At 61.3% G+C, this 23937-nt stretch carries 18 protein-coding genes; 11 read left to right on the plus strand and 7 right to left on the minus strand.

Annotation, left to right across the window (positions count from 1 at the left end; genetic code table 11):
• Nucleotides 1-78 precede the first annotated feature (78 nt).
• Nucleotides 79-3114: a TonB-dependent receptor domain-containing protein gene (locus GRO01_RS02965; protein ID WP_062507489.1), complete on the plus strand. Its 3036-nt coding sequence runs from the start codon at nucleotides 79-81 to the stop codon at nucleotides 3112-3114.
• Nucleotides 3115-3275: 161 nt separating this feature from the next.
• Here the strand turns inward: GRO01_RS02965 and GRO01_RS02970 are convergent, their stop codons facing one another.
• Nucleotides 3276-6188, minus strand: coding sequence for an ATP-dependent DNA helicase (locus GRO01_RS02970; RefSeq protein ID WP_062507487.1), 2913 nt, complete (start codon nucleotides 6186-6188; stop codon nucleotides 3276-3278).
• A gap of 209 nt (nucleotides 6189-6397) precedes the next feature.
• Between GRO01_RS02970 and GRO01_RS02975 the strand changes: the two genes are divergently transcribed.
• The 3 genes from GRO01_RS02975 (at nucleotide 6398) to GRO01_RS02985 (ending at nucleotide 10875) form a co-directional block, all read left to right on the plus strand.
• Nucleotides 6398-8029, plus strand: a complete 1632-nt coding sequence (locus GRO01_RS02975; RefSeq protein ID WP_062507485.1) for a lysine--tRNA ligase — start codon at nucleotides 6398-6400, stop codon at nucleotides 8027-8029.
• A 156-nt stretch (nucleotides 8030-8185) separates the two neighbouring features.
• On the plus strand, nucleotides 8186-10177 hold the full coding sequence (locus tag GRO01_RS02980; protein WP_371857373.1) for a lysylphosphatidylglycerol synthase domain-containing protein: 1992 nt from the start codon (nucleotides 8186-8188) through the stop codon (nucleotides 10175-10177).
• The gene (locus GRO01_RS02985) at nucleotides 10174-10875 is read left to right on the plus strand and encodes a MarC family protein (protein WP_062507482.1); all 702 of its coding nucleotides are present in this window, start codon (nucleotides 10174-10176) and stop codon (nucleotides 10873-10875) included. The genes GRO01_RS02980 and GRO01_RS02985 overlap by 4 nt, the downstream gene beginning before the upstream one ends.
• Here GRO01_RS02985 and GRO01_RS02990 read toward each other — a convergent pair whose 3' ends face one another.
• Both GRO01_RS02990 and thpR read right to left on the minus strand, forming a co-directional pair.
• Nucleotides 10876-11481: a uracil-DNA glycosylase family protein gene (locus GRO01_RS02990; protein WP_062507481.1), complete on the minus strand. Its 606-nt coding sequence runs from the start codon at nucleotides 11479-11481 to the stop codon at nucleotides 10876-10878. It abuts the gene before it with no gap.
• Nucleotides 11478-12041, minus strand: coding sequence for an RNA 2',3'-cyclic phosphodiesterase (thpR, locus tag GRO01_RS02995; protein ID WP_062507479.1), 564 nt, complete (start codon nucleotides 12039-12041; stop codon nucleotides 11478-11480). The genes GRO01_RS02990 and thpR overlap by 4 nt, the downstream gene beginning before the upstream one ends.
• A gap of 151 nt (nucleotides 12042-12192) precedes the next feature.
• On the opposite strand from thpR, the gene GRO01_RS03000 reads away from it, so the two are divergent.
• The 5 genes from GRO01_RS03000 (at nucleotide 12193) to cyoD (ending at nucleotide 17316) form a co-directional block, all read left to right on the plus strand.
• On the plus strand, nucleotides 12193-12963 hold the full coding sequence (locus GRO01_RS03000) for a Bax inhibitor-1/YccA family protein (protein WP_062507477.1): 771 nt from the start codon (nucleotides 12193-12195) through the stop codon (nucleotides 12961-12963).
• Nucleotides 12964-13410: 447 nt separating this feature from the next.
• Nucleotides 13411-14349 carry a ubiquinol oxidase subunit II gene (gene cyoA, locus GRO01_RS03005; RefSeq protein WP_062507476.1) on the plus strand — a complete coding sequence of 313 codons (939 nt, stop codon included), beginning with the start codon at nucleotides 13411-13413 and terminating at the stop codon, nucleotides 14347-14349.
• A gap of 7 nt (nucleotides 14350-14356) precedes the next feature.
• Nucleotides 14357-16345: a cytochrome o ubiquinol oxidase subunit I gene (gene cyoB, locus GRO01_RS03010; protein WP_062507474.1), complete on the plus strand. Its 1989-nt coding sequence runs from the start codon at nucleotides 14357-14359 to the stop codon at nucleotides 16343-16345.
• Between the two features lie 18 nt (nucleotides 16346-16363).
• Nucleotides 16364-16981, plus strand: coding sequence for a cytochrome o ubiquinol oxidase subunit III (gene cyoC / locus GRO01_RS03015; protein ID WP_062507473.1), 618 nt, complete (start codon nucleotides 16364-16366; stop codon nucleotides 16979-16981).
• Nucleotides 16981-17316 carry a cytochrome o ubiquinol oxidase subunit IV gene (gene cyoD, locus GRO01_RS03020; protein ID WP_062507471.1) on the plus strand — a complete coding sequence of 112 codons (336 nt, stop codon included), beginning with the start codon at nucleotides 16981-16983 and terminating at the stop codon, nucleotides 17314-17316. Before cyoC ends, cyoD begins: the two co-directional genes overlap by 1 nt.
• 177 nt (nucleotides 17317-17493) lie before the next feature.
• On the opposite strand, the gene fdxA is transcribed toward cyoD, so the two are convergent.
• The 3 genes from fdxA to GRO01_RS03035 all read right to left on the minus strand — a co-directional run bounded on the left by fdxA (nucleotide 17494) and on the right by GRO01_RS03035 (nucleotide 20791).
• Nucleotides 17494-17826, minus strand: coding sequence for a ferredoxin FdxA (fdxA, locus tag GRO01_RS03025; RefSeq protein WP_062507470.1), 333 nt, complete (start codon nucleotides 17824-17826; stop codon nucleotides 17494-17496).
• 92 nt (nucleotides 17827-17918) lie between these two features.
• On the minus strand, nucleotides 17919-18197 hold the full coding sequence (locus GRO01_RS03030; protein ID WP_062507469.1) for an RNA-binding S4 domain-containing protein: 279 nt from the start codon (nucleotides 18195-18197) through the stop codon (nucleotides 17919-17921).
• Nucleotides 18194-20791, minus strand: coding sequence for a helicase-related protein (locus GRO01_RS03035; protein WP_141306759.1), 2598 nt, complete (start codon nucleotides 20789-20791; stop codon nucleotides 18194-18196). Before GRO01_RS03035 ends, GRO01_RS03030 begins: the two co-directional genes overlap by 4 nt.
• A 59-nt stretch (nucleotides 20792-20850) precedes the next feature.
• On the opposite strand from GRO01_RS03035, the gene GRO01_RS03040 reads away from it, so the two are divergent.
• Entirely contained in the window at nucleotides 20851-22242 is a 1392-nt protein-coding gene (locus GRO01_RS03040; RefSeq protein ID WP_062509375.1) for a leucyl aminopeptidase family protein, read from the plus strand.
• A 302-nt stretch (nucleotides 22243-22544) separates the two neighbouring features.
• Nucleotides 22545-22946: a MarR family transcriptional regulator gene (locus GRO01_RS03045; protein WP_024717011.1), complete on the plus strand. Its 402-nt coding sequence runs from the start codon at nucleotides 22545-22547 to the stop codon at nucleotides 22944-22946.
• Between the two features lie 14 nt (nucleotides 22947-22960).
• On the opposite strand, the gene GRO01_RS03050 is transcribed toward GRO01_RS03045, so the two are convergent.
• On the minus strand, nucleotides 22961-23932 hold the full coding sequence (locus tag GRO01_RS03050) for a glycosyltransferase family 4 protein (protein WP_062509371.1): 972 nt from the start codon (nucleotides 23930-23932) through the stop codon (nucleotides 22961-22963).
• Nucleotides 23933-23937: the final 5 nt, after the last annotated feature.

The raw sequence follows: 23937 nt of genomic DNA on the forward strand, positions 1-23937 counted from the left end.
CTGATATGTATTTTTCGTGACAGTCACGCTTCGAGATCTTTAGAGAGACGGCACCATTCTTCTGAAGGATTTTGTTCTTTGCTGAACACGTCTCGTCGTCATCTGTTGCTGTGTGCATCAATTCTCGGAGTTGGGTCCCTGTCGGGGACGGCATTTGCCGCTTCCACGACGCAGCCCGAGCAGAATGCCCACAAGGCTGTGCATCACAAGGCTTCCACTTCGACGACTGCTGCCAAGAGCACGCCATCCGCTGTTGCTGCTCCTGCCGCCACATCGTCCGTTGCTGTGCCTGCCGCCACATCGTCCGTTGCTGTGCCTGCCGCCACATCGTCCGTTGCTGTGCCTGTCGCCACGACCGCGCCGGCTTCCTCCAGCCGCCGTCGTGCCGCGCTTCTTGAGGCGCAGGGTGTCTCGGGTGGAACCGAGCGCATGGTTGTTACGGGATCGGCTCTGGCTTCCTCGAACAACCAGAACGCCAACCCTGTCCAGATCGTGACGGCGAAGCAGATCCAGCAGACGGGTGCTACGACGCTCAGCGACTTCTTTGCGCGTATTCCGTCCATCGGCGGAACGGGCACGAACAACTCGGAAACCAACGGTACGGGCGGTGCGTCCTGCACGGACATCCGTAACCTGGGTTCCAACCGCGTTCTCGTGCTGATCGATGGCAAGCGCGCCACGCTGAACGGTCAGTCGAACTGCATCGATCTGAATGCACTGCCGGTCCAGCAGATCGCCAGCGTCGAAATCCTGAAGGATGGCGGTTCCGAACTGTACGGCGCGGATGCCGTGTCGGGCGTCATCAACATCAAGATGCGTCATAACCTCTCGGACGGAAACATCACGATCCGTGGTGGCATCACCGGGCAGGGCGACAACGATACGGGCATGATCTCCGCCTACAAGGGCTGGAACTTCGATCATGACAAGGGCAACCTGACGCTGTTCGGCCAGTACATGACGCAGGGCGGTGTTCTGCAGCGTGACCGCAGCTGGGCCAACCCGGTGCAGCTGTCCGATAACCCAGTGGGTTCGGGCGCAGAGACCTTCGGGTCCGGTTACTCCAACTATACGCATGTCCAGAGCGCATCGGGCCTGAACGCTGCCGTTGCACCGGACGGCAAGACGGTCAGCGACTGGGGCACGAACAACCGTTATGACTACGGCCGTCACCAGAGCCTGATCAACCAGCTTCAGGATGCCAGCCTCTCGGGTGATTTCCACTACGAGTTCAACCGGCATGCCAACCTGTATTCCAATGTGATGTACTCGCATCGGACCAGCTCCAGCTACATGGCGGCCGAGCCGTTTGACGGTTCTGTGCAGCCCAGCACGCTGCCGTCCGTTCTGACGGTGCCAGCCAATGATCCGAACAACCCGTTCGGTCAGGACGTTGACATCACGAAGCGTCTGACGGAGCTCGGGGATCGCCGCGACGAGAACGCAACCGACACGGTCACGGCCAAGGTGGGCGTGAATGGTGAGATTGCTTACGGCTGGGATTACGACCTGTCGTATACCTACGGTTCCAACATGTCGACGGATCACCTGGAGAACGTGGGTTCGTACACGAACCTGCTGAACGCCTATGGTCTGCAGCAGACTGACCCGTCCAGCGCGACGAGCGCTCTGGTCTACAATCCGTCGGTCTGCCCGTCTTTCGGGTGCAGCAACCCGTTCGGGACGATGGGCAGCCAGGCCGCGTCCTACGTTAACTACAACACGAACACGCATTCGCATTACCAGCTCCGTGACTGGAACCTGCGCATCAACAACAACCACGTGACGACGATGCCCTGGAAGGGCGGCGGCGATCTGGGTATTGCGGTGGGCTTCGAGCATCGTGGCGAGCAGCTGACCAATACGCCTGACGAACTGATCAGCAGCGGCCAGAGCCTGACCAACACGGTTCTGCCGACGAGCGGTGGCTTCGACGTGACGGAAGGTTATGCGGAAGCCAAGGCGACACTGCTGAAGAACGTTTTCCTCGCGAAGGATCTGACGGTTGACGTGCAGGGGCGTGCGTCCGGTTACAGCACGACGTCGGATACGGCGAAGAACTGGAAGGCGTCCATCAACTGGGCACCGACGCAGGACATCCGTTTCCGCGGTACGATCGGCACGTCCTATCGTCAGCCGAACGTCTATGAGCTGTATGGCGGTCAGTCGCTCAGCTACAACCTTGCCAACGATCCGTGCGATGCGGGTCAGGTCGGCACCTATGGTGCTGCTTCGGCGGCGGTTGCGGCAACCTGCGCGAAGCAGGGGATCAACACGTCCACGTTCCATCAGTCCGGTACGGGTCAGGTTCCGACGCTGGGTGGCGGCAATGCGCATCTGGCACCTGAGATCGGACGGACCTACACGTTCGGTACGATCATCACGCCGCGCTGGATCCCGAACCTCTCCATCTCCGGTGAATTCTGGCACTATTCGGTCAACCACACGATCAGCGCGCTTCCGACGCAGTATATTCTGGACGGATGCTACACGGGTACCAGCCCTTCGCTGTGCAATACGATCAACCGTCTGTCGAATGGCCAGATCAATACGGTTACGGCGACGAACCAGAACACGGGTGCGCTGCATGAGAGCGGCGTGGACTTCGATTTCGACTACCGTATCCGCGTGGCACGTCACGATGTCCTGTCAGTCTCCAACAACTTCCAGTACCTGCTGAACTACACGCAGCAGCTGGTTCCGGGTGGCGCGTTCACCAACTACACCGGTGCGCTGCTGTATGCCGGTGGTCCGAACAACGCCAATGCATCCTATGGTATTCCGCGCGTTCGTGACTATGCGACGTTCGGCTGGACCCATGGCGCCTTCACGGCGACCTATATGGTGCAGTTCATTGGCGGTATGCGCTGGAACGATCAGTCCGAGTTCCTGAACTCCACGACGGCTGGCCGTTACAAGACGCCGATGATGATCGAGCAGGATCTGACGCTGGCCTATCGCTGGAAGAAGTGGAACTTCGAGAGCGGCATCAACAACATCACCAACAAGAAGCCGCCGTTCGTGGCCAGTGGCGTGGATAACAGCGCCGGTGCGACCTATGGCAGCTTCTACCAGGGACGTTATTTCTTCCTGCAGGCCGGTCTGAACTTCTGATCCTGTCAGTCTGAAAAACGGCCTGGACCTTTCAGGGTCCTGAAAAGCCCCCGGCCCGTGTGGTCGGGGGCTTTTTTATGCGGGCTTTCCAGAAGCAGGTGTATGCGCAGCTTAGCGCAGCGGTCTGTACAGCTCTTGGGTCAGTCCTGAAGGAGGGGTGGTCAGTTTTCCTGCTCTTCGGGGCGCAGGAAGCGGGCGATGTCTTCCAGTGCCTCGGCCAGCGGCATGCGGCGGACGTCCACGCCGTCGGGGAAGGCCGAGAGCAGGCGTGAGGGCATGCGGCGGTCCAGCATGACGAAGACGCCGCGATCGGTGCCCTGACGGATCAGGCGACCGAAGGCCTGTCGCAGGCGCATGCGGGTGATGCGGTCGTCGTAATCGCCTGGGCGGCCTTCGGACAACAAACGTCGGCGTTCGCGGTGCAGGATGTCGGGGCGGGGCCAGGGCGTCTTTTCGAACACGACCATGCGCAGGGCTTCTCCGGGGACGTCCACGCCGTCGCGCATGGCGTCTGTGCCCAGCAAGCAGCTATGGGTTTCGGTGCGGAAGACGTCCACGAGGGTGGCGTTGTCCATCGCATCGACATGCTGCGCGTAGAGCGGGAAGCCCTGCGTTTCCAGCGGTTCGTGGATGCGCCGATGGACTTCTCGCAGGCGGCGGATGGCCGTGAACAGGCCGAGCGCGCCGCCGCCTGCGGTTTCGAACAGGGCACGGAAAGCGTGGGCAAGGGACGGGATTTCGCCCGAGACGTCCGTGATGACATAGGCGCGCGTCTGCGTGGCGTAGTCGAACGGGCTCATGACCGAAGCGCGGATCGGCGGCTTGAGAAAATGCGTGGCGCCCAGGCGCAGTTCGGCCGCGTGCCAGCTGGCCTCGTTCTGCGCGTCGCCATGGCCGGTCTGGTCGCGCAGGGTGGCGGACGTCATGAGCAGGCCGTGGGCGGGTGTCTGGATTGTCGAGACGAAGGGAATGGTCGGGTCCAGCCAGTGCCGGTACAGGCCAATGTCGTGGTCGCCCTGTGTGGCGCGGGTGCGGGGCAGGCGTTCGGTGCGGATGAAGTCCACGAAAGTGGGTGTGACGTCCGGTTCGGGGGGCGTCTGAAGTGCGTCCAGCATGCCGATCCAGCCGGACAGGCGGCTGATGGCGCGGCGGTGCAGGGTGCGGATCATGGCCTCGATGCGCTGGCGGGTCGGGGCGTCCATTTCCGCATCGTCCTCGACCTGTGCGGCGAGGCGGTCGGCCAGCATTCTGATGGGATCGCGCAGGCGGGTCAGGGCGCGGCTGAGGGTTTCGGCGGCGCTGGTGACGTCCTCATTGACGGGGTGCAGGTCACATTCCGCCGAAATATAGCCGTCGCGGCTGTCTTTGGTCTGTCGGGCGCGGAGCTGGTGGTCCAGGGCGCGCAGGAAGGCTTCGGATGGGTTTTCAGGTGCAGGGTCTTCGGGGATCAGCAGGGGTGTTTCGCCGGGCAGCGGGAGAAGGTCCGGGTCCTGTTCGGTCTCGGCCTGCGGGCGCAGGCGCGTGCTCCAGCCGGGGGCGGGCAGGGCGCGGGCGGCCTGAAGTGCGGCCTGAAGCGGCGTGTCGATCATGGGGAGGCGTTCGACCAGATCATCCAGACGGCGTTGCAGACCACGGGCGCGGGAGCGGCTGCCTTCGGCGCCGAGCAGCCAACGGCGGAGTTCGGCGGCTTCGAGGCCGGACAGGGCGGTAGCGAAGGCGCTGTCGGCGGCGTCGGGGATGTGATGGCCTTCGTCGAAAACGTAGCGCGTGGGGGTGGTGTCTTCGTCGGGAAGGCCGGGTGGGGCGAGGGCGGCCCAAGCGGCCTGCGAGAGGACGAGGGCGTGGTTGGCGACGACCAGATCGGCCTGACGGGCGCGGCGGATGCCGTGTTCGACGAAGCAGGTCTGGTAGTGCGGGCATGCGGCGTGGATGCATTCGCCCCGTCGGTCCGCGACGCCGAACAATGTGCCGTGGCCGAAGAGTTCGCCGAACCAGCCGGGGAGGTCACCGCCCATGAGATCGCCGTCGCGGCTGGCTTCGGCCCAGCGGGCGAGCAGGGCCATGGGAAGCAGGGCCGCGAAACCGTCAGGGCCGCGGGAGGTGGCGACGTTGAGCAGGTCTTCCATGTTCAGCAGGCACAGATAGTTCTCGCGGCCTTTGCGGACGACGACCTTGTCCCGCAGGGTGGTTTCGTCCGGGTAAAGGCGGCGGAGTTCCTGTTCGATCTGGCGCTGGAGGTGGCGGGTATAGGTGCTGACCCAGACGGCACCGTCATTCTGTTCGGCCCAGAGGCTGGCGGGGGCGATGTAGCCGAGCGTCTTGCCCGTGCCGGTTCCGGCTTCGGCGAGGACGACATTGGGGGAGCCTATGCTTTCGCGCGGCTCGAAAGCGGCCGTGGCGACCGAGGCAAAATCGGCCTGACCGGGGCGGATTTCGGCGTTTTCGCCGAGGATTTCGCGCAGACGCTGGCGGGCGGCATTGGGTGAGACGGGCTGGCTTCCGGGTGCGGGCCTAGGGGCGGTTTCTTCCCAGCGGGGCAGGCGTTTCCAGATGCGGATGGCTTCGTAGGGATGGGCGCCTGTTGTGTCTCGTGGAGTGCCGAGGACGTCCGTGACTTCGCCGCTCCAGGCCCAGCCGGCGCGGGTCAGGGGGACCATCAGGGCGCGCAGGCGGGCGCCCTTGGGTGTTTCGGCCTTGTGCCGCAGTTCGTCGAGGAGGGTTTCGCACAGGACGGGGAGGAGGTCCGCGCCGATGGTTTCGGGCGGTTCGATGCCGAGGGCGAGGGCCAGTCCGCGTGGGGTCGGGGCGACGGTTGTCGCGGGGCGGACGAACAGGAAGAGGTCCAGCAGGTCGAACCATGGGACGGGCTGGGAGAGCGGGGAGAGATCCAGCGCGCGCAGGGCGGCAGGACCGTGGACCAGAAGCGGCGGGGGAAGCTGGGTGAGGCGTTCGCGGGTTTCTTCTGCTGTCAGGTCCAGCAGTTCGCCATCCGGGGTGAGGAGCGAGGACAGGCCGCGACGGGCGACGAGGGCCGGTGCGTCGAATGGCGAGAGAAAGGTGGGCGCGCGGAGCATTGTCGCCAGTGTAGCGGGTAGGGGAAAATCCGGCGAGGATGTTTTGCGGGTTTGCGAACGGAACGTGAAAGCTGGCTGTCTGCAAGGGGTTAGAAAGCGCGTAAAAGTCTTTGAAATATTTCGTAATGTAATGGATGCGTCCGAGTGAAACGGCAATGTGTCGTATTGCTTGACCGGGAAGAGGTGTCTCCCTACCTTTTCCGGCAATCATGCAGAAAACCAAGACACCTATCGCCCCGTCCCTCTCTCCTGACGCGCCGCTTCCGAAAGCATGGCCGTTTGAAGAGGCGCGAAAAATCACCGCGCGCATGGACGCGCGCGCTTCTGATGCTTCGGAACAGGCTCCGGCCCTTCTGGAAACGGGCTATGGTCCGTCGGGTCTGCCGCATATCGGCACGTTCGGCGAAGTGGCGCGCACGACCTGGGTGCGTCAGGCCTATGAAGCGCTGACCGGTCGTCCGACGCGGCTGCTCGCGTTCTCCGATGACATGGATGCGCTGCGCAAGGTGCCGACCAATGTGCCGCAGCGGGAGCTTCTGACGCAGCATCTGGGCCTGCCGCTGACGCGGGTGCCGGATCCGTTTGGCGAATATGACAGCTTTGCCGCGCATAATAATGCGCGCCTTCGCCAGTTTCTTGACAGTTTCGGTTTCGACTACGAATTCGCCTCCGCTACTGAATATTATACGAACGGTACGTTCGATGCGGCGCTGCGCCGTATGCTTGAAGTCCATGATGAAGTCGTGGCGACCATTATTCCGACGCTTGGTCCGGAGCGCCGGGCGACCTATTCGCCGGTTCTGCCGATCCATCCCGAGACCGGGCAGGTCATGCAGGTGCCGATCATCAAGGTTGATCCGGATGCCGGGACGGTGGTCTGGAAGGACGAGGCCGGCAAGACGTTCGAGACGTCCGTTCTGGGCGGTCATGCCAAGATGCAGTGGAAGGCCGACTGGGCCATGCGCTGGTATGCGCTGGGCGTGGATTATGAAATGTCCGGGAAGGATCTGATCGACAGTGTGAAGCTGTCCTCGAAGATCTGTCGTATTCTGGGCAAGGAGCCGCCTGCGGGTCTGACCTATGAGCTGTTCCTCGATGCGCAGGGGCAGAAGATCAGCAAGTCCAAGGGCAATGGCCTGTCGGTTGAGGAATGGCTGCGTTACGGCACGCCGGAAAGTCTGGCGCAGTACATGTTCCAGCAGCCGACGAGGGCGAAGCGTCTGTTCTTTGACGTGATCCCGCGTGCAACGGATGATTACCTGACGCTTGTGCAGAAGGCCGAGACGCAGGAAGGGCCGGAGCTGATGGCCAATCCGGTATGGTTCATCCATGGTGGGACGATCCGTCCGGAAGACACCAGCCCGGTGTCTTATACGGCGCTGCTGAACCTTGCGAACGTGGCGAATGCCGACAAGCCGGAGACGCTGTGGAAGTTCCTGCGGCGCTATGATCCGACGCTGTCGCCCGAGACGCATCCGTATGTGGACCGGCTCGTGCAGTGTGCGCTGACCTATTTCAAGGAGCAGGTTTACCCCAACAAGACTTATCGTGCGCCGACAGAGACCGAACGCAAGGGGCTTGAGGATCTGGCGGACGAACTGGCGAAGCTCGCGCCGGACACGGCACCGGGCGATGTGCAGGATGTCGTGTTCGAAGTTGGCAAGCGCTATTTCGCGAAGTCGGAACTGCGGTCCTGGTTCGGGTGCCTGTATGAGGTGCTGCTGGGTCAGACCGAAGGGCCGCGCTTCGGGATTTTTGCATCGCTGTTCGGGCTGCCGGAGACGGTCGGCCTGATCCGGGATGCGCTTGCGCGGCCTGTTGAAGAGCCCGTGCAGGACTGAGCCGTGGGCATGCCCAGGGATAACAGACCGGACGTGAAGCCGAAGGATGTTCAGGGATCCTCCGTTGTAGAGGAGGCCGGAGCATCCGTGGTTACGGGGCCGGCGGATGCGGTGTGTCCGGAGGCCGGGCATCCGAAGCGGCGCTGGCAGGTTCTGATGTCCCGTGCGCCGGCTCTGGTGGGGCTGGTTCTGCTGGTCGCGGCCGTGGTCGTGATCTGGCGGGAACTGCGGCATCTGTCGCTGCATGACATCACCGCCAGTCTGAGCGCCATTCCGGATTCAGCGCTGCTGGCAGGTGGGGCCGCGACGCTCCTGTCCTATTTCATTCTGTCTTTCTACGACCGTCTGGCCTGTCTACATGTGCGGGCGGATGTGTCCTATCAGCGTTCGGCCTTTGCGGCGTTCTGCTCCTATGTGCTGTCCCACAATCTGGGCTGTGCGGCGATTTCCGGAGCGGCGGTTCGTTTTCGGCTCTACCGGAGCTGGGGCGTGGCACCGGGGGCGATTGCGCAGATTATTGCGTTCTGCTCGGCGACGTATCTGCTGGGGACGATGGCGCTGATCGGCGGCATCCTGATTATCGAGCCGCATGCCGTGCCGGTGCTGTCCCATCTGCCGGAGTTCCTGCTCCGTCTGGCAGGGCTGGCGCTGTGGGGCGTGCTGCTGGCCTATGTGCTGGTGGCGCGTGTCCAGCGGCATGTGCGGGTCTGGAAATACGAGATCGAGCTGCCGGGCCCCGGCATTGCGATCGCGCAGATTGCCGTCAGTGCGGCGGATATGGCGGCGACGGCGCTGATTGCCTATTGCGTTCTGCCTCCGCTGCCACCTGAGGCGCATTTCGGGTTCGGGACGTTCCTTGCGATTTATCTGGCCTCCTATACGGCGGGTCTTGTGGCCAGTGTGCCGGGGGGGCTGGGCGTCTTTGACGGGGCCATGCTGCTGGCATTGCAGGCCTATCTGCCGGCGTCGCAGATCATGGGGGCCATCCTTGTTTTCCGGCTGTTCTACTACATCATTCCGCTGCTTCTTGCGGGGCTGATGTTTGCCGGCCACGAGCTTTTCCTACGGGGAGAGCAGGCTCTGGCGTCTGCCGGGCAGGCGCCGCGGCGGGTGCGGCCCAGTCAGGTTATCCGGGAGTCGGAAGCGGATTTTTCCGTGGCCGTGGCGACGAGCGTTCAGGCCGTCGTGGGTATTCTGCTGGTGCTTTATGCGCTAGTTGCGAACCTCCCGCCGCTTGAGACATCCCTTGGCGCGGCGGTCTCCCAGATCGCAGATCTGCTGCTGACGGTGGCGGGTGTCGGGCTGGTAGCGCTGTCCTGGGGGCTGTCGCAGCGTGTGGCGCTTGCCTGGAAATTTTCTCTCGGGATGCTGGGTGCGGCAGTTCTGCTGCTGATCCTGCGGCATGCGCCCTGGGAAGGGCCGCTGGTCATCATGCTCGTGATGCTGCTGCTGCTGCCGTTCCGAAACTGCTATTACCGGCGCGCACATTTTCTGACGGCTCCGCTGACGCCATCCATGCTGGCCCCACTGTCGCTCTGGGCTCTGGGGCTGATGGGCGTGGGCTGGGTGGCCGTGCAGCGTCATCTGGGGCCGATCTGGTGGCGCTCGATGATCTATGACGCGCATACGGCCGTGGGGCGCTGGTTTCTGGGGTTTTCGGCCCTGTGCGGATTCTATGTTCTGTGGCGGGGGATGCGCAGGACGCGGATCCGGTTCGAGGCTTGGACGGCGGAGAATGCGCATCGCTATCACAGTCTGGCTCATGCATTGCCGCAGCTTGGAACGCGACGGCCGACTGGTCTGCTGATGGACGAGGCGGGGCGCGCGGCCATTCCGTTTCTGCGGACGGGGCAGTTCATCATCGGTCTGGGCGATCCTGCCGGGGCGGAGCGGAACTGTGTGGCGGCGATCTGGCGGCTGCGGGATCTGGCGTTGCAGGAGGGGTGCAAGCTCGCTTTCATACAGGTTGGCCAGTCCCTGATGGCGGTCTATAATGATCTGGGACTGACGGTCTGTCCGGACAGGACGGCTGGGACGGTGTGCTGTTTTTCCGAGGATTATCGGATGCTGCGGGCTTTTCTGAAGGGTGAGGAACGTCTGGCACGCAAGCGCCAGCCACAGGCTGCGTCAGGTCTGACAGGTTCATGAGCCTTGCACCCGGGCTGGGTAATACGCTCAGCAGCTGGTTGATTGCCTTTCCGGCGCTCTTTTCGATCATCAATCCGCTTGGAGCGTCGCTGATTTTCGCTCAGGCGACGGAAGGGCGCGACCGCCGCGAGGTTGTCGAACTGGCCCGTCAGGTCGCGCTGAATTCGCTGGGCATCATGCTGGTGTCCATCTGGTTTGGAAGCTGGATCCTCGGGTTCTTCGGGATTTCGATCAATGCGCTGCGGATTACGGGCGGGCTGGTTGTGGCATCGCGTGCCTGGCTGATGCTGCTGCAACCCGAGACGTCCGAGGCGCGCAAGGAAAAGCAGGCGCTTCAGGGTGGTCGGACCGTGACGACGCCGGATCTGCGGGAGACGGCGTTCTTTCCGCTGGCCATGCCATTTACGGTGGGACCGGGAAGTATTTCCGTGGCCATTGCGCTCAGTTCGTCCACGCCGCCGAATATGCCTACGGCGGACTATTATGCTGGCGTGTCGGCTGCTGCAACCACGATGGCGGTCGTGGTGGCAGTTGTTTACGCTTATGCCGAGCGCGTTGTTGCGATGCTGGGGGTGACGGGCACACGGATCGTCAGCCGGCTTGCGGCGCTGATCCTGCTGGCGATTGGTGTTCAGATCTTGGCGTCGGGCGCGGAAGGGTTTCTGGTCGAGGCACTGAAACAGGCCAAGGCTGTCTGATCAGCGATCGGCTAGTATCGCGTGGACGCGTTCGCGCAGGGCCGGAATGACCTCTTCCTGAAACCAGGGTGCCTTCTTTTCCCAGACACCTGTGCGCCATGACGGGTGGGGCAGGGGGAAGTAGTCCGGCAGGTAATCCCGGAAATTCCTGACGCGCTCGGTGACCGAGCCACGTCCCAGAACGTGGTTCTGCGAATAGCTTCCGACCAATAGTGTCAGACGGATATCCGGCATGAGCGAGAGGACACGACGACGCCAGATTGGCGCACATTCCGGGCGGGGCGGGTTGTCGCCTCCCTGCGGCAGGCGTCCGGGATAGCAGAGCCCCATCGGAAAAATGGCGACATGGCGCGTGTCGTAGAAGACGTCTTCCGAAATGCCGAGCCAGTTGCGCAGGCGGTTGCCAGACGGATCGTAAAAGGACTTGCCGGCGATATGGGCCTTGGTGCCGGGGGCCTGGCTGGCGATCAGGATTCTGGAGGTTGCGGAAACATGGATCAGAGGCCGGGCGCCGAGGGGGAGATGGGCCTCGCAGACCCGGCAGGCCCGGACTTCCCGAACGAGCGCCTCAAGGCGCTCCTGGGTCTGGGGAGAGTGTGATGTCATTCTTCCTCGGGGATCAGCGGCATGTCCGGCTGCCAGGCATATTCGGCCCGGGGAACGTAGACATGTTCACCAAGGCTGCGCAGGCTCTCGAACAATGTAACGTGTTCCACCGGCATCGGTTTGCTGCGGAACAGGTTGTGGCGCTGGACCCATTGGATAGCGTCCGCTCTCTGGCTCGGGGAAAAATGTCCCAGAGTGACTGCGGGCTGGAACCGGCGCTTGGCGGGGAAGCATCCGGCGCGACGGAGGGCGCTTTCGACCTGGGACTGGAGTGCGTCCAGTTGCGGCGTGCGCTCGACCCCGATCAGGAGACTGTCCGCATTGAGGCCTTCGCGAATATCGGCCTGCGCGAGGGACAGTTCGAAGGGTTTCCAGGCAAGGCGGGAGAGGGCGAGGTCAATCTCCTCCATCCGGTGCCTGTCGGTGACCTCTCCGATGAAACGGAGGGTGATGTGATGGTTCTCGGCAGGAACCCATTGCACGCCGGGCATGGAACCGCGCATCAGCGCAAGCGTTTCCCGGACATCAGCAGGAAGGTCGAGTGCGACAAAAAGTCTCAAGTGGCGTGTTTCCCATGAAAAAGAAGTAAGGGACGGCGGAGCATTCTTGACCCTTCCGGCAAAAACCCCACATTCAGTCCGAGTGTACGGACGGCCCTCCCGGGTTCGTCAAGCGCCCTTTTCAGAAGGGCATCTCATTGGAAAAGGTGTCATGGCTTTCAATTCCAACTTCAGCAGAGCTGGTGTGCAGGCCGGAGCCGGCAGTCTCGACGCCGGACTTCGCGCTTATATGTGCCGGGTCTTCAACTGGATGGCGCTTGGTCTGGTGATCACGGGACTGGTCGCCTATGGCGTGGCGCAGACATCCCTGCGTGCGTTGTTCTTCCATCTGGCCGAGATGCCGAACGGTGCCATCGTCCTGCGTCCGACCCTGCTGGGCGGAATCAGTATCTTTGCGCCGCTCGTGTTCGTGATGGTGTTGTCCTTCGGGGTCAACCGTCTGTCGCGCCCGGCGGTGCAGGGGATTTTCCTGCTGTTCAGTGCGGCGATGGGTGCCAGCATGGCCAGCCTTCTGCTGAGCTATACGGGCGTTTCCGTGGCGCGGACCTTCTTTGTGACCGCCATTACATTCGCCGGAATGTCGCTGTGGGGATACACGACGGGCGCCAATCTCGCTCGACTCGGTTCGTTCCTGTTCATGGGGCTGATCGGGATCATTCTGGCGTCTGTGGTGAACATTTTCCTGCACAGCTCTCCGCTCGCCATGCTGGTTTCAGTAATAGGTGTGGGTCTTTTCACGCTGCTGGCAGCCTATGACACGCAGCGCATCAAGATCACGTATCAGCAGTACATGGCTTATGCTGGTCCTGAGGAAGTTGCGAAGCTCAGTGTCTATGATGCGCTGACGATGTATCTCAATTTCGTGAACCTGTTCCAGTTTCTCATCCAGTTCATGGGTGTCCGTTCAGGTAACAACGACTGACAATACTGTCCGGACGATATTGGGCATGATGGAAGGGGCGGCAGTTAATGCCGCCCCTTTCTGCTTTTTGGACCAAAAAAGTCTTGAATTATTCTCGCGAATTCTAAATCGATTTACATTAAAAATCGGTAATGTTCGCGTTTAATGAAAGTCGTAATTCGATCAAATGTGGCGAAAAACAGCCATTTCACCTTGGGGCTGATCTTGGGGGAGGGCTCACGAAATCCGTGATAAGCCTTGTCTTTAAGGCGATTCAGGCAGAAAAAACCTGAGGAACCGGGACAGCCGTGTCCCATGCTGAATGAATTTCAGGGTCGGATCTTTGATCCGGTTCCTGACGTCAGGATACGAACGAGAAAGGTAGCAGACTATGGCAGCGTTCGGCGGCACTGATGCGGACCTTATCGTGTCAAACCGTTTCCCGGCGACTACTGCAAGCCGGAACGGATGATGAAAGCAGGACCGATGAAAAAACTCTGGCGATATCTCCCAGCGTTGCCGGCGCTGATGCTATCGGGTTGTACGGTTGATCTGCTTCAGCCGCGCGGCCCGGTCGCAGAAATGAACCGCGATGTCATGGTGGCGGAATTCGTCATCATGATGCTGATCGTGGTTCCCACCTGCGCCGCGACGCTTTATTTTGCGTGGAAGTATCGTGCTTCCAACAAAGAGGCCGAATACCTCCCGACCTGGGATCATTCGACCGCTATTGAATATGTCATCTGGGGCGTTCCCGCCCTGCTGATCGCCATTCTTGGCGCCATCAGCTGGTGGAGCACGCATGCCTATGACCCGTACCGCCCGCTTCAGACGGCTGACAACGTCAAGCCCCTGAATGTCCAGGTGGTCTCTCTCGACTGGAAGTGGATGTTCATCTATCCGGACCTGGGGATCGCAACGATCAACCAGCTGGATGTCCCGACGAACACGCCGCTGAACTTCCAGATCACGTCTGACTCCGTCATGACGTCGTTCTTCATCCCCCGTCTGGGTTCGATGATCTACGCCATGCCGGGTGAACAGACCCAGCTGCATCTGCTTGCAAGTGAATCCGGGGACTACCTCGGTGAGGCTTCACAGTTCAGCGGTCGTGGTTTCTCGGACATGAAGTTCCGCACTCTTGCCATGGATCCGGCTCAGTTCAACGACTGGGTTGAGAAGGTGAAGAGCGGAAGTGAAAATCTCGACGACACCACATACCCGAAATATGCCGCACCGCAGGAAGCTGCACCGGTACAGTATTTCGCGCATGTCCAGCCGGATCTCTTCGACGGCATCGTTGCCAAGTATAACAACGGCATGATGGTGGACAAGAAGACGGGCAAGGTCATGCACATGCAGTCTGCTTCCAACGCTGCACCGTCCGACACTGGCATGAAGGAATAACCGACAGATGCTCGGAAAACTCTCCTTATCAGCCATACCGTTGGATGTGCCGATTCTTGTCGGTACATTCCTTGGTGTTGCTGTCATCGGTCTCGCCGTACTGGGTGCTGTCACCTATTATGGCAAATGGGGCTATCTCTGGCGTGACTGGCTGACGACTGTCGACCACAAGCGTCTTGCCGTAATGTACATCATCCTGGCGATCGTCATGCTGTTCCGCGGTTTTGCGGACGCCATCATGATGCGTACCCAGCTCGCGCTGGCATACAAGGGTAATCCCGGTTACCTGCCGCCGCATCACTACGACCAGATCTTCTCCGCTCACGGCACCATCATGATCTTCTTCATGGCAATGGCGTTCATGACGGGTCTGATGAACCTGGTTGTTCCCCTGCAGATCGGTGCCCGCGACGTTGCGTTCCCGTTCCTGAACTCGCTCAGCTTCTACATGACGCTGGTCGGTGCCCTGCTGATCAACATCTCGCTGTTCATCGGTGAGTTTGCCCAGTGCGGCTGGCTGGTTTACCCGCCTCTGTCCGAAATGCAGTTCAGCCCGGGTGTCGGCGTTGACTATTATATCTGGGCCGTTCAGATCTCCGGTGTCGGTACGCTGCTGACGGGCGTGAACTTCTTCACGACCATCGTCAAGATGCGTGCGCCTGGCATGGGCTGGATGCAGATGCCGGTCTTCACCTGGACCGCGTTCTGCACGACCGTTCTGATCATGGTGTCCTTCCCGGTTCTGACGGTGACGCTGGCTCTGCTCAGCCTTGATCGTTACCTCGGCATGCACTTCTTCACGAACGATGCCGGCGGCAACGTCATGCTTTACCTCAGCATGATCTGGACCTGGGGCCATCCGGAAGTTTACATCCTTGTCATTCCGGCATTCGGTGTTTTCTCCGAGGTCACTGCAACGTTCTCCCAGAAGCCGCTCTTCGGCTACAAGACGATGGTGTACGCCACGTGCTCCATCATGGTGCTCTCCTTCGTCGTGTGGGTGCATCACTTTTTCACCATGGGTGCCGGTGCCAACGTCAATACCTTCTTCGGTATCATGACGATGATCATCGCCGTCCCGACGGGTGTGAAGATCTTCAACTGGCTGTTCACGATGTATAAGGGCCGCGTGGAATTCACGGCTCCGATGCACTGGACGCTCGGCTTCATGATCACCTTCTCCATCGGTGGTATGACCGGTGTCATGATGGCCATGCCGGCCGCTGACTGGATCCTGCATAACTCCCTGTTCCTGATCGCCCACTTCCACAACGTCATCATCGGCGGTGTGTACTTCGGCTACATTGCAGGCATGGGTTTCTGGTTCCCGAAGGCTTTCGGCTTCAAGCTGAACGAAGCCTGGGGCAAGCGCGCTTTCTGGTGCTGGTTCGTCGGTTTCTACCTGGCCTTCATTCCGCTTTATGTCCTCGGCCTCGAAGGCATGACGCGTCGTATGAACCACTACGACAACCCCGACTGGTATCCGTGGATGCTCGTTGCTGAAGTTGGTGCAATCGTTATCGCTCTCGGTATCGTCTGCCAGCTCACGCAGCTCTACGTTTCCATCCGTGACCGTAACCTGCCCGAGAACCTTGATCTGACGGGTGATCCGTGGAACGGCCGTACGCTGGAGTGGTCCATTTCCTCTCCGCCGCCGGCATATAACTTCGCGGTCATTCCTGACATTCATGGTCTCGACACGTTCCACACCGAGAAGCAGCTGGGCCGTCAGGCTCACGGTAAGCCGCTGGCTCCGATCCACATGCCGAAGAACACATCTGCTGGTGTCTTCATCGGTCTGTTCAGCTTCATCCTCGGTTTCGCTTCGATCTGGTACATCTGGTGGCTCGCTGCCATCGGCCTGATCGGTATCGTTGCAACCATGATCCTGCGCAGCGCTGACCGCGACGTCGACTACTATGTCCCGGTAAGCGAAATCGAGCACAACGAGGAAGTCTATTCCCGTCGTATCGCTGCTGCACAGGCAGCAGAGTAATAGGGGCGCATAAGACTTATGGCTCACGAAGCAACCATGTCGCCTCTGGCACACGCTGACGATCACCACGGGGAACACCACGAGTCCCCCAACGTGTTCGGCTTCTGGCTCTACCTGATGACGGACTGTGTCCTGTTCGGGTCGATCTTCGCTGCCTTCGCGGTCCTCCGGAACCAGTATGCCGGTGGCCCGTCGGGCAAGGAACTGTTCGACCTGACGAACGTGGGGATCGAGACGGCTATCCTGCTGTTCTCGTCCATCACGTACGGCTTTGCCTCGCTGAACGCGCTGGCGAAGAACAAGAAGATGGTCCTGCTGTGGCTGGCCGTTACGTTCGTGCTGGGTCTTTCCTTCGTCGGTCTGGAGCTGAACGAGTTCAGCTCCATGATCGCAGAAGGCAATGGTCCTGACCGTTCCGCATTCCTCTCCGCGTTCTTCACGCTGGTTGGAACGCACGGTCTGCACGTTACCTGCGGTCTGATCTGGATGGCAGTGCTGATGGTGCAGATGATGGGTCCGCAGGATCTGTCCGAGCGTATGATGAACAAGCTGGCCTGCCTCAGCCTGTTCTGGCACTTTCTTGACATCGTCTGGATCTGTGTCTTCTCGTTCGTCTATCTCGCAGGAGTGATGTAATGACCCAGGCTCCTACCACCACGATGACGGGTGACAGCCACGGCTCTTACCCGTCCTATCTGATCGGCTTTGTTCTGGCCGTGATCCTGACGGTGGCATCCTTTGCCGCTGTCATGTCCCACGCCCTGTCTCCGGGGATGGCGCTTGCAGCACTGACGGTTCTTGCCGTCGTGCAGATCGTCGTCCACCTGGTGTTCTTCCTCCACATGAACACCAGCACCGAGCAGAGCTGGAACCTGATGTGCTTCATCTTTGCTGCGGCATCGGTGATCGTCATCATCGGCGGTACGATCTTCATCATGCATGACACCGCGATCAACATGATGTCCCGCTAAGGTTTCTTTCGAGACCTGAGGGAAGGGCTGACAGGAGAAATCCTGTCAGCCTTTTTTTTGTGTCTGGCTTTCCGGCCGGGACGGTCTCTGAACCGGAGGGTTCCATGGAAAAGCGGGCACAAAAAAACCCGGTCTCCTGGGAGACCGGGTGAAAGATGCCGCCAAAGAAAAGCGGGGTCAGTCCTTGTGAGGCGCCTCGGACAGCATGGCGGCCTTGCCGGGCTTGTCTTTCCATTCTTCCGCGTCCGGCATGGCGTCGATCTTGCGGGTCATGTTCGGCCACTGCGTGGAATATTTCGCGTTGACCTCGATCCACGGTGCGGCACGGTTGTCGCTGTCCGGGACGATGGCCTCTGCCGGGCATTCCGGCTCACATACGCCGCAGTCGATGCATTCGTCAGGATTGATGACGAGGAAATTCTCACCGGCGTAGAAACAGTCTACGGGGCAGACTTCCACGCAATCCGTGAACTTGCAGAGAATGCAGTTTTCGGTGACCACATAGGTCATTGACGTCTCCGATCGTCTTGCTGGTCCGGCATCCGGCCGGTTTCATCCGAGCGGGATGATATGCGAAGGTTTGGCCTCAGACGCAAGCATCGTCAGCCGTCTTCTGTGATGGCTTCATAAAGAAGTGCGGCTTCTTTTGCCGGACCGCGGCGTTCACCAAGATCCAAGACGCGCCACACGCGCACTTCTCCGCCAGAAACGGCCGGAAAAGTCAATATGTCGCCAACGTGAAGTTTGGCGTGGGGCTTGCTGGTGGGCTGTCTGTTGATACGGATACGGCCCTTGCTGATGATGGCGGCGCAAAGCGGGCGTGTCTTGGCGACGCGGGCATAATACAGCCACTGATCCAGTCGCTGGTAGTCTTCACTCATGGACGGACTTTTTCTCTGAGAGCTGCGAGAGCTGCAAACGGACTATCGGTCCGGGGCGGGGCCGGGCGTCTGGCCTGAGTCTGATGGGAGTGGGTTTTGCGCCGACGGGAGGCGCGTGTCCGGCGGTCCTTCAGGATCATCAGGGGGGAGGGTGGGCCGGCATGGGCTGTTGGGGGCATCTCGGCAGGGCGGTGGGCGATGCCCAAGCCCTTCAGCACGGATAGGAGGATGTCGGCTTTGATGCCCAGTCTGGAGGCCAGACCGGGAGGCGCTGCGTGATCGTGGCGGAGGGCAAGTTGGTGCATCTCCGCAATGCAGCGTTCCGCGATGTCGAGACGCAGGCCTGTATCGCCTGCGCGGATCCATCCGAACTGGCCCTGAATGTCGCTCCAGGGAAGGGAGACACGGCCGGGCGCGGTGGCGCGCAATGCGGTTCCGTTATGCAGGGCGTGGAGGAGGCCCAGCAGCGCCAGCGGGCGGGTCCGGAAAAGTGCCGGGCAGTAGATCGAGAAGCGTCCGATCTCTACGCCGCTTTTGCGCAATCTGTTTCGCAGTTCGGGCGTCAGGGCGTGGTCTTCGGGCAGGGCGTCAGTGATGCCGCCATCTTCCATGAGGCGATGCAGGACGGCCCGGAACTGGGGTTCGCGCTCTGCCATGGCATGGGCACGGTAGAGGGGCTTGAGGTCCTTCTGAATGAGCTGTGCCACGAAGCCCAGAAGGCGTGTTTCGACGTGCGTTTTTTGGACGGCATCCGTGAATTCCGCCGGGAAAAGCTGGATGGCGGGGCGGAGCAGGGACGGGCCTGCCGTGAGGCGGCCGAGGCGAATGTCTTCCCAGAAGAGTTCGCCGTTCGTGGTATCCAGTCTGAGGGCGGTGTCGGGCGCATCCTGAAGCATGCGGATGCGGCGGGGGATTTCATGCAGCAGGGCCTTGCGACCGGCGCGCAGGATGATCTGGCGGTCGGGGCCTGAGGCGACATCAGTTTCCAGCGTAAAGCCACGGATGCGGCCGATGCTGTGGCCTTCGACCAGGACTTCTCCGTCCGGTTTGACGGCGGAGAGCAGGGTGCGGTCGGTGTCACTGTCGAGGCGGCGGAGCAGGGACGTGGCCCGGCGGTCCACGAAGCGGGCGGTGAGGCGTTCGTGCAGGGCGTCGGAGAGCAAGTCCTCGACTTCGCGGGCGCGTTCCTGCCACAGGGCGGAATGGCGGCTCCATTCGGTGCGGGCGGCAACGTAGGAGCAGACGCGGACGCCGGTGAGGCGGTGCATCAGCGTGTCGATATCGCCTTCGGTGCGGGCAAAGCCACGGATATGGCCTTCCATCCAGCTTGGAGGGATCGTGCCGTCCTTGACCAGATGGGTGTAGAGGCGGGCGCAGAGGCGGGTGTGGCTGTCATCGCCGAGTTTGCGGAAATCGGGGATCTGGCAGACGTCCCAGAGCAGGGCGGTGGCGCGTTTTCCGCGGGCGATCTCGCGAATGTCCGGGTCGAGCATCAGGGATTCGAGCGTGGTGACGTCCGAGGCGACGCGGCCTGCGGTCAGACCACGCAGCGGGGCGGGCCGGGTCAGGCTTTTGAGCAGGTTGGCGGGGTTGGTGAAGTCCAGCTCGTGGTTGCGCCAGTAGAGGCGCTGGATCGGGTCGAAGCGGTGCTGCTCGACGGCTTCGACGAGGGCGCTGGACATGGGCGGGCAGTCGGCCGTGGTGCCGAAGGTGCCGTCTTTCATGCCGCGTCCGGCGCGTCCGGCGATCTGGGCGATTTCCTGCGGGAACAGGGGGCGGGGGACAGTGCCGTCGAACTTGCTGAGCTGGGCCAGGGCGACGTGATCGACGTCCATGTTCAGGCCCATGCCGATGGCGTCTGTTGCGACGAGATAATCGACTTCGCGGTTCTGGTAGAGCTCGACCTGGGCGTTGCGGGTGCGGGGACTGAGCTGGCCCATGATGACCGCACAGCCGCCACGGCGACGGCGGATGACTTCGGCCAGTGCGTAGACCTCGCTCATGGAGAAGGCGACGATGGCCGAGCGGGGTGGCAGGCGGGAAAGCTTGGTATGTCCCGTGCTGGCGAGGCTGGAAAGGCGGGTGCGGATGTCGATTTCAATGCCCGGGACGAGTTTCTGGAGCAGCGGGCGGATGGTTTCGGCGCCGAGGAAAAGGGTTTCGACGGTGCCTCTCGCGTGAAGCAGGCGGTCCGTGAAGATGTGGCCGCGGTCCGGGTCCGAGGCGAGCTGGATTTCGTCGATGGCGACGAACTCGGCCTTGCGGTCCAGCGGCATGGCTTCGACGGTGCAGGAGAACCAGCGTGCTCCGGGCGGGACGATCTTTTCCTTGCCCGTGATGAGGGCGACGCTGCGCTCGCCCTTGATTTTCACCAGGCGCTCGTAGTTTTCCCGGGCCAGCAGGCGCAGGGGGAAGCCGATGATGCCGGACGCATGGGCCATCATGCGCGTTAAGGCATAATGGGTCTTGCCGGTATTGGTGGGGCCGAGGGCAGCACGGATGCTGGCTGGCATGGTATGATAGCTGGACGAGGTTCCGTGGAATGCACCCTTCATGTCTGAATGGTCGGGTGCCTGCGGGGCAAAAGCAAGCATCTGAAGCCCATCCGGGTGATCTTTATCGGGTCGGGCCGGTATTTGAGGAAGAAAGTCATATGAATCCGCATCCCCAGCTTCCATTCGTGACCTCTGCCGAAGCGCCGTCGGCCCGTCTGGTGCATCTTGTGGCCTGTGAGGACAGCGCTGCGATTTCCGGGCTTCTGGGCGATCACGCGGCTTTTCTTGAAGGGCAGGGTTTTTCCTCGAAAGACGGCGCCTTCACGCTGTTGCCGGGTGAGAGTGGCGTTGGCGCTGCGATTCTGTGTGTGGCGTCCGCGCGGGTGAACGATCCGGCCGCTTTTGGAACGCTTGGAACCGCATTGCCGGACGGGGACTGGACGGTTGTCCTGCATGGGCTCGGGGAGGCGGCGCTGGAAAGTGCGCTGCTTGGGTTCTGCATGGGGGCGTACCGGTTCAGCCTCGGTGAGGCCAAACCTCTGACGACGCGGATGGTCGTGCCGGATGATGCGAAACGGCTGGTGGCGCTGTCGAAGGCGGTCTGGTTCGGGCGTGACCTTATTAACATGCCGGCCAATCTGCTGGGACCGCGTGAACTGGCGGATATGGCCGGTGCGGCGCTGGTGCATCGCGGGGCTACTGTCAGCATTGTCGAAGGTGATGATCTGCGCAGTGCGTATCCGTGTCTGGCCGATGTTGGTGAGGGGTCGGAGCGCAAGCCGGCTGTGGTTGTGGCGCGGTGGAAGGCGCGTGAGGGGGCGCCGCGGATTTCGCTGATTGGCAAGGGCGTGTGTTTCGATACGGGCGGGTACGATCTCAAGAGCGCTGCAGGCATGTTGCGCATGAAGAAGGACATGGGCGGGGCAGCGCTGATGCTGGCCGTCATGTGTGCGGCGATCGATCTTGGGTTGGATGTGGATCTGGAGCTGCGTCTGGGCTGTGTCGAGAACAGTGTCTCGGGTCATGCCATGCGGCCCGGCGATGTGCTGCGGACGCGGAGCGGCAAGACGGTCGAAATTGGCAATACGGATGCGGAAGGGCGTCTGGTGTTGTGTGATCTGATAACGGAAGCGTCTGAAAGCCGTCCGGGTGCCATTCTGGATGCTGCAACTTTAACGGGTGCCGCGCGCGTTGCACTCGGTCCGGATGTGCCGGCACTGTTCAGCAATGACGATGAACTCGCCTCACTCATTATCGAATCGGGAAAAGCGACAGCCGATGTAATGTGGAGAATGCCACTCTGGCATGGCTATGATGCATGGCTGGATAGTAAAGTGGCTGACTTCGGAAATGTGACGTCCAAGCCAATGGCTGGCGCGATTACAGCCGCACTTTATCTTCAGAAATTCGTTCCGAACGGCCAGAAATGGGCGCATATCGACACTTACGCTTGGAATGATGGCGCGCGACCGGGTCGGCCTGAGGGCGGAGAAGTGCTGGGTCTTCGGGCAATTCTGGAAACTTTGTCACGAATTCATAATAATTCCTGAGCTTCCATAAAGCGTTTCACTAGGCGAACAGTGCGCTCACGCGACGGAGTGTTGAAAGATTGGGGTGTCAAAAGCCTTTGGATGAGGCATATGGCCCTTATCGTTTCGATGCAGAGTCATCGTCTACTGGATTGTTTTGGAACCCATATGCTTGCGCATGCGTTTCGAATCACCATCTGAGTGCCACTACGGTCTCTCCGGCAGCGGAGAGGCAGAGACAATTTCATGTCGGCCCCTTTCTTGCCGGGTCCTGTTATGGGATCGGGCAACAGGCTGGGGGCAGACTGCTTAGGAGAGAGATCATGCCCCAGGCTACCAATGATCAGATGCTCAACCTTCTGTGCGACACCATCGTTTCCATGGTCCGTCGTGACGGACCCGACCTTTCCGCCCGTCAGCTCGCCGTCTTCCTGACCTGCTATCTGCGGGACGGAGCTCACACGGTCCGTGGCCTGGCACTGGAACTCAAGGTTTCCAAGCCAGCCATCACCCGCGCGCTCGACCGTCTGGGCGAGCTGGATCTGGCACGTCGCAAGGTCGATCCGCTGGATCGCCGTTCGGTGCTGGTGCAGCGTACGCTGAAGGGCTCCACCTTCCTGCGTGAAATGCGCGCCGTCATGGCGGAAGCTTCCGGTACGCGCTCCACGCGCACGGAACGCGCTTCGGCTTCGGTCGAGCGTCTGAGCAGCCGTCGCGCTGGCTGATTTAAGCCGCTGGGTTACCAGCGGTCCTGCACGCGGGTTCTGGCCCGCGTGCAGACATATCCTGTCCACACAAGCTGTGGCAGGAGGATCATCAGGATAGTTGTGATGATCTGACCTGTGGCGAAAGCCGCAGCGCCCCAGAGGGCAAATCCCCAATAGATGACTGTGACGAGCGGGACGGATAGTCCTGAGCGGATGGCCAGTTGATAGAGATGGCCGCGATGGGCCTGTGCGAGCCTGTCACCGGCGCGTGCACGGCGCAGGAGCGTGAAGCTCGCATCCCACAGCACGCCTGAGAGCAGGGCGATGACGAGCAGGCCGCCTCCGGTATTGAAGCCGGTCATGCCGCCCCAGGCCATGGCCAGACCGATCGGCTGGCTGCCGACGTCACCCATGAAGATCCGGGCTTTCGGAAAATTATAGGGCAGGAAGGTCAGAAGGCAGACGGCGAGCAGCACGAAGGTTGCGGGCATGATGCCTGCGCTGGCCAGAATGAGCGCGGAAATGGCCATGGTGCCTGATGCGAGGCCGTTGATACCGTCGATGAAATTCAGGGCATTCGTGATGAAAACGGCAGCCAGGACGAATGGGACCAGTTCGTAAAACGGGGCGCCTGTTCCAATCGCGGCGGCGATGGCGGCCACGAACTGTGCGGCGAGCTTGTAGCGCGCGGGGAAGGGGCGGACGTCATCGAGCCATGAGACCGCGCCGAGCAGGATCATGCCCAGAAGCAGTCCGGTGACGGGCGGGATGATCTGCGCGGAGGCATGAGCCGCATGAAGAGCGGGGATCAGGCAGAGGACGAAGGCGCCGATGATGCCGATGCCGCCGCCTTTCGGGGTGGGGCGTGTATGCGAGCTGCGGGCGACGGGATGGTCGAGCACGCCGGCGAGGATCATGAGCAGGATCAGGAGATTGCACAGTACAACGGCGGCAAGACAGGGAAGTGTGACGCCGCTGGTCAGGGTCTGCAAAGAAAAGGGCATGGGAC

This window comes from Gluconobacter roseus NBRC 3990 (assembly GCF_006538885.1).
Lineage (GTDB): Bacteria > Pseudomonadota > Alphaproteobacteria > Acetobacterales > Acetobacteraceae > Gluconobacter > Gluconobacter roseus.

Excerpts from the sequence above, each read along its gene's own strand:
- GRO01_RS02970 (WP_062507487.1), bottom strand. The coding sequence starts at position 6,188 with ATGCTCCGCGCGCCCACCTTTCTCTCGCCATTCGACGCACCGGCCCTC.
- GRO01_RS02975 (WP_062507485.1), top strand. The coding sequence starts at position 6,398 with ATGCAGAAAACCAAGACACCTATCGCCCCGTCCCTCTCTCCTGACGCG.
- GRO01_RS02980 (WP_371857373.1), top strand. The coding sequence starts at position 8,186 with ATGTCCCGTGCGCCGGCTCTGGTGGGGCTGGTTCTGCTGGTCGCGGCC.
- GRO01_RS02985 (WP_062507482.1), top strand. The coding sequence starts at position 10,174 with ATGAGCCTTGCACCCGGGCTGGGTAATACGCTCAGCAGCTGGTTGATT.
- GRO01_RS02990 (WP_062507481.1), bottom strand. The coding sequence starts at position 11,481 with ATGACATCACACTCTCCCCAGACCCAGGAGCGCCTTGAGGCGCTCGTT.
- GRO01_RS03000 (WP_062507477.1), top strand. The coding sequence starts at position 12,193 with ATGGCTTTCAATTCCAACTTCAGCAGAGCTGGTGTGCAGGCCGGAGCC.
- cyoA (WP_062507476.1), top strand. The coding sequence starts at position 13,411 with ATGATGAAAGCAGGACCGATGAAAAAACTCTGGCGATATCTCCCAGCG.
- cyoB (WP_062507474.1), top strand. The coding sequence starts at position 14,357 with ATGCTCGGAAAACTCTCCTTATCAGCCATACCGTTGGATGTGCCGATT.
- cyoC (WP_062507473.1), top strand. The coding sequence starts at position 16,364 with ATGGCTCACGAAGCAACCATGTCGCCTCTGGCACACGCTGACGATCAC.
- cyoD (WP_062507471.1), top strand. The coding sequence starts at position 16,981 with ATGACCCAGGCTCCTACCACCACGATGACGGGTGACAGCCACGGCTCT.
- fdxA (WP_062507470.1), bottom strand. The coding sequence starts at position 17,826 with ATGACCTATGTGGTCACCGAAAACTGCATTCTCTGCAAGTTCACGGAT.
- GRO01_RS03030 (WP_062507469.1), bottom strand. The coding sequence starts at position 18,197 with ATGAGTGAAGACTACCAGCGACTGGATCAGTGGCTGTATTATGCCCGC.
- GRO01_RS03035 (WP_141306759.1), bottom strand. The coding sequence starts at position 20,791 with ATGCTTGCTTTTGCCCCGCAGGCACCCGACCATTCAGACATGAAGGGT.
- GRO01_RS03040 (WP_062509375.1), top strand. The coding sequence starts at position 20,851 with ATGAATCCGCATCCCCAGCTTCCATTCGTGACCTCTGCCGAAGCGCCG.
- GRO01_RS03045 (WP_024717011.1), top strand. The coding sequence starts at position 22,545 with ATGCCCCAGGCTACCAATGATCAGATGCTCAACCTTCTGTGCGACACC.
- GRO01_RS03050 (WP_062509371.1), bottom strand. The coding sequence starts at position 23,932 with ATGCCCTTTTCTTTGCAGACCCTGACCAGCGGCGTCACACTTCCCTGT.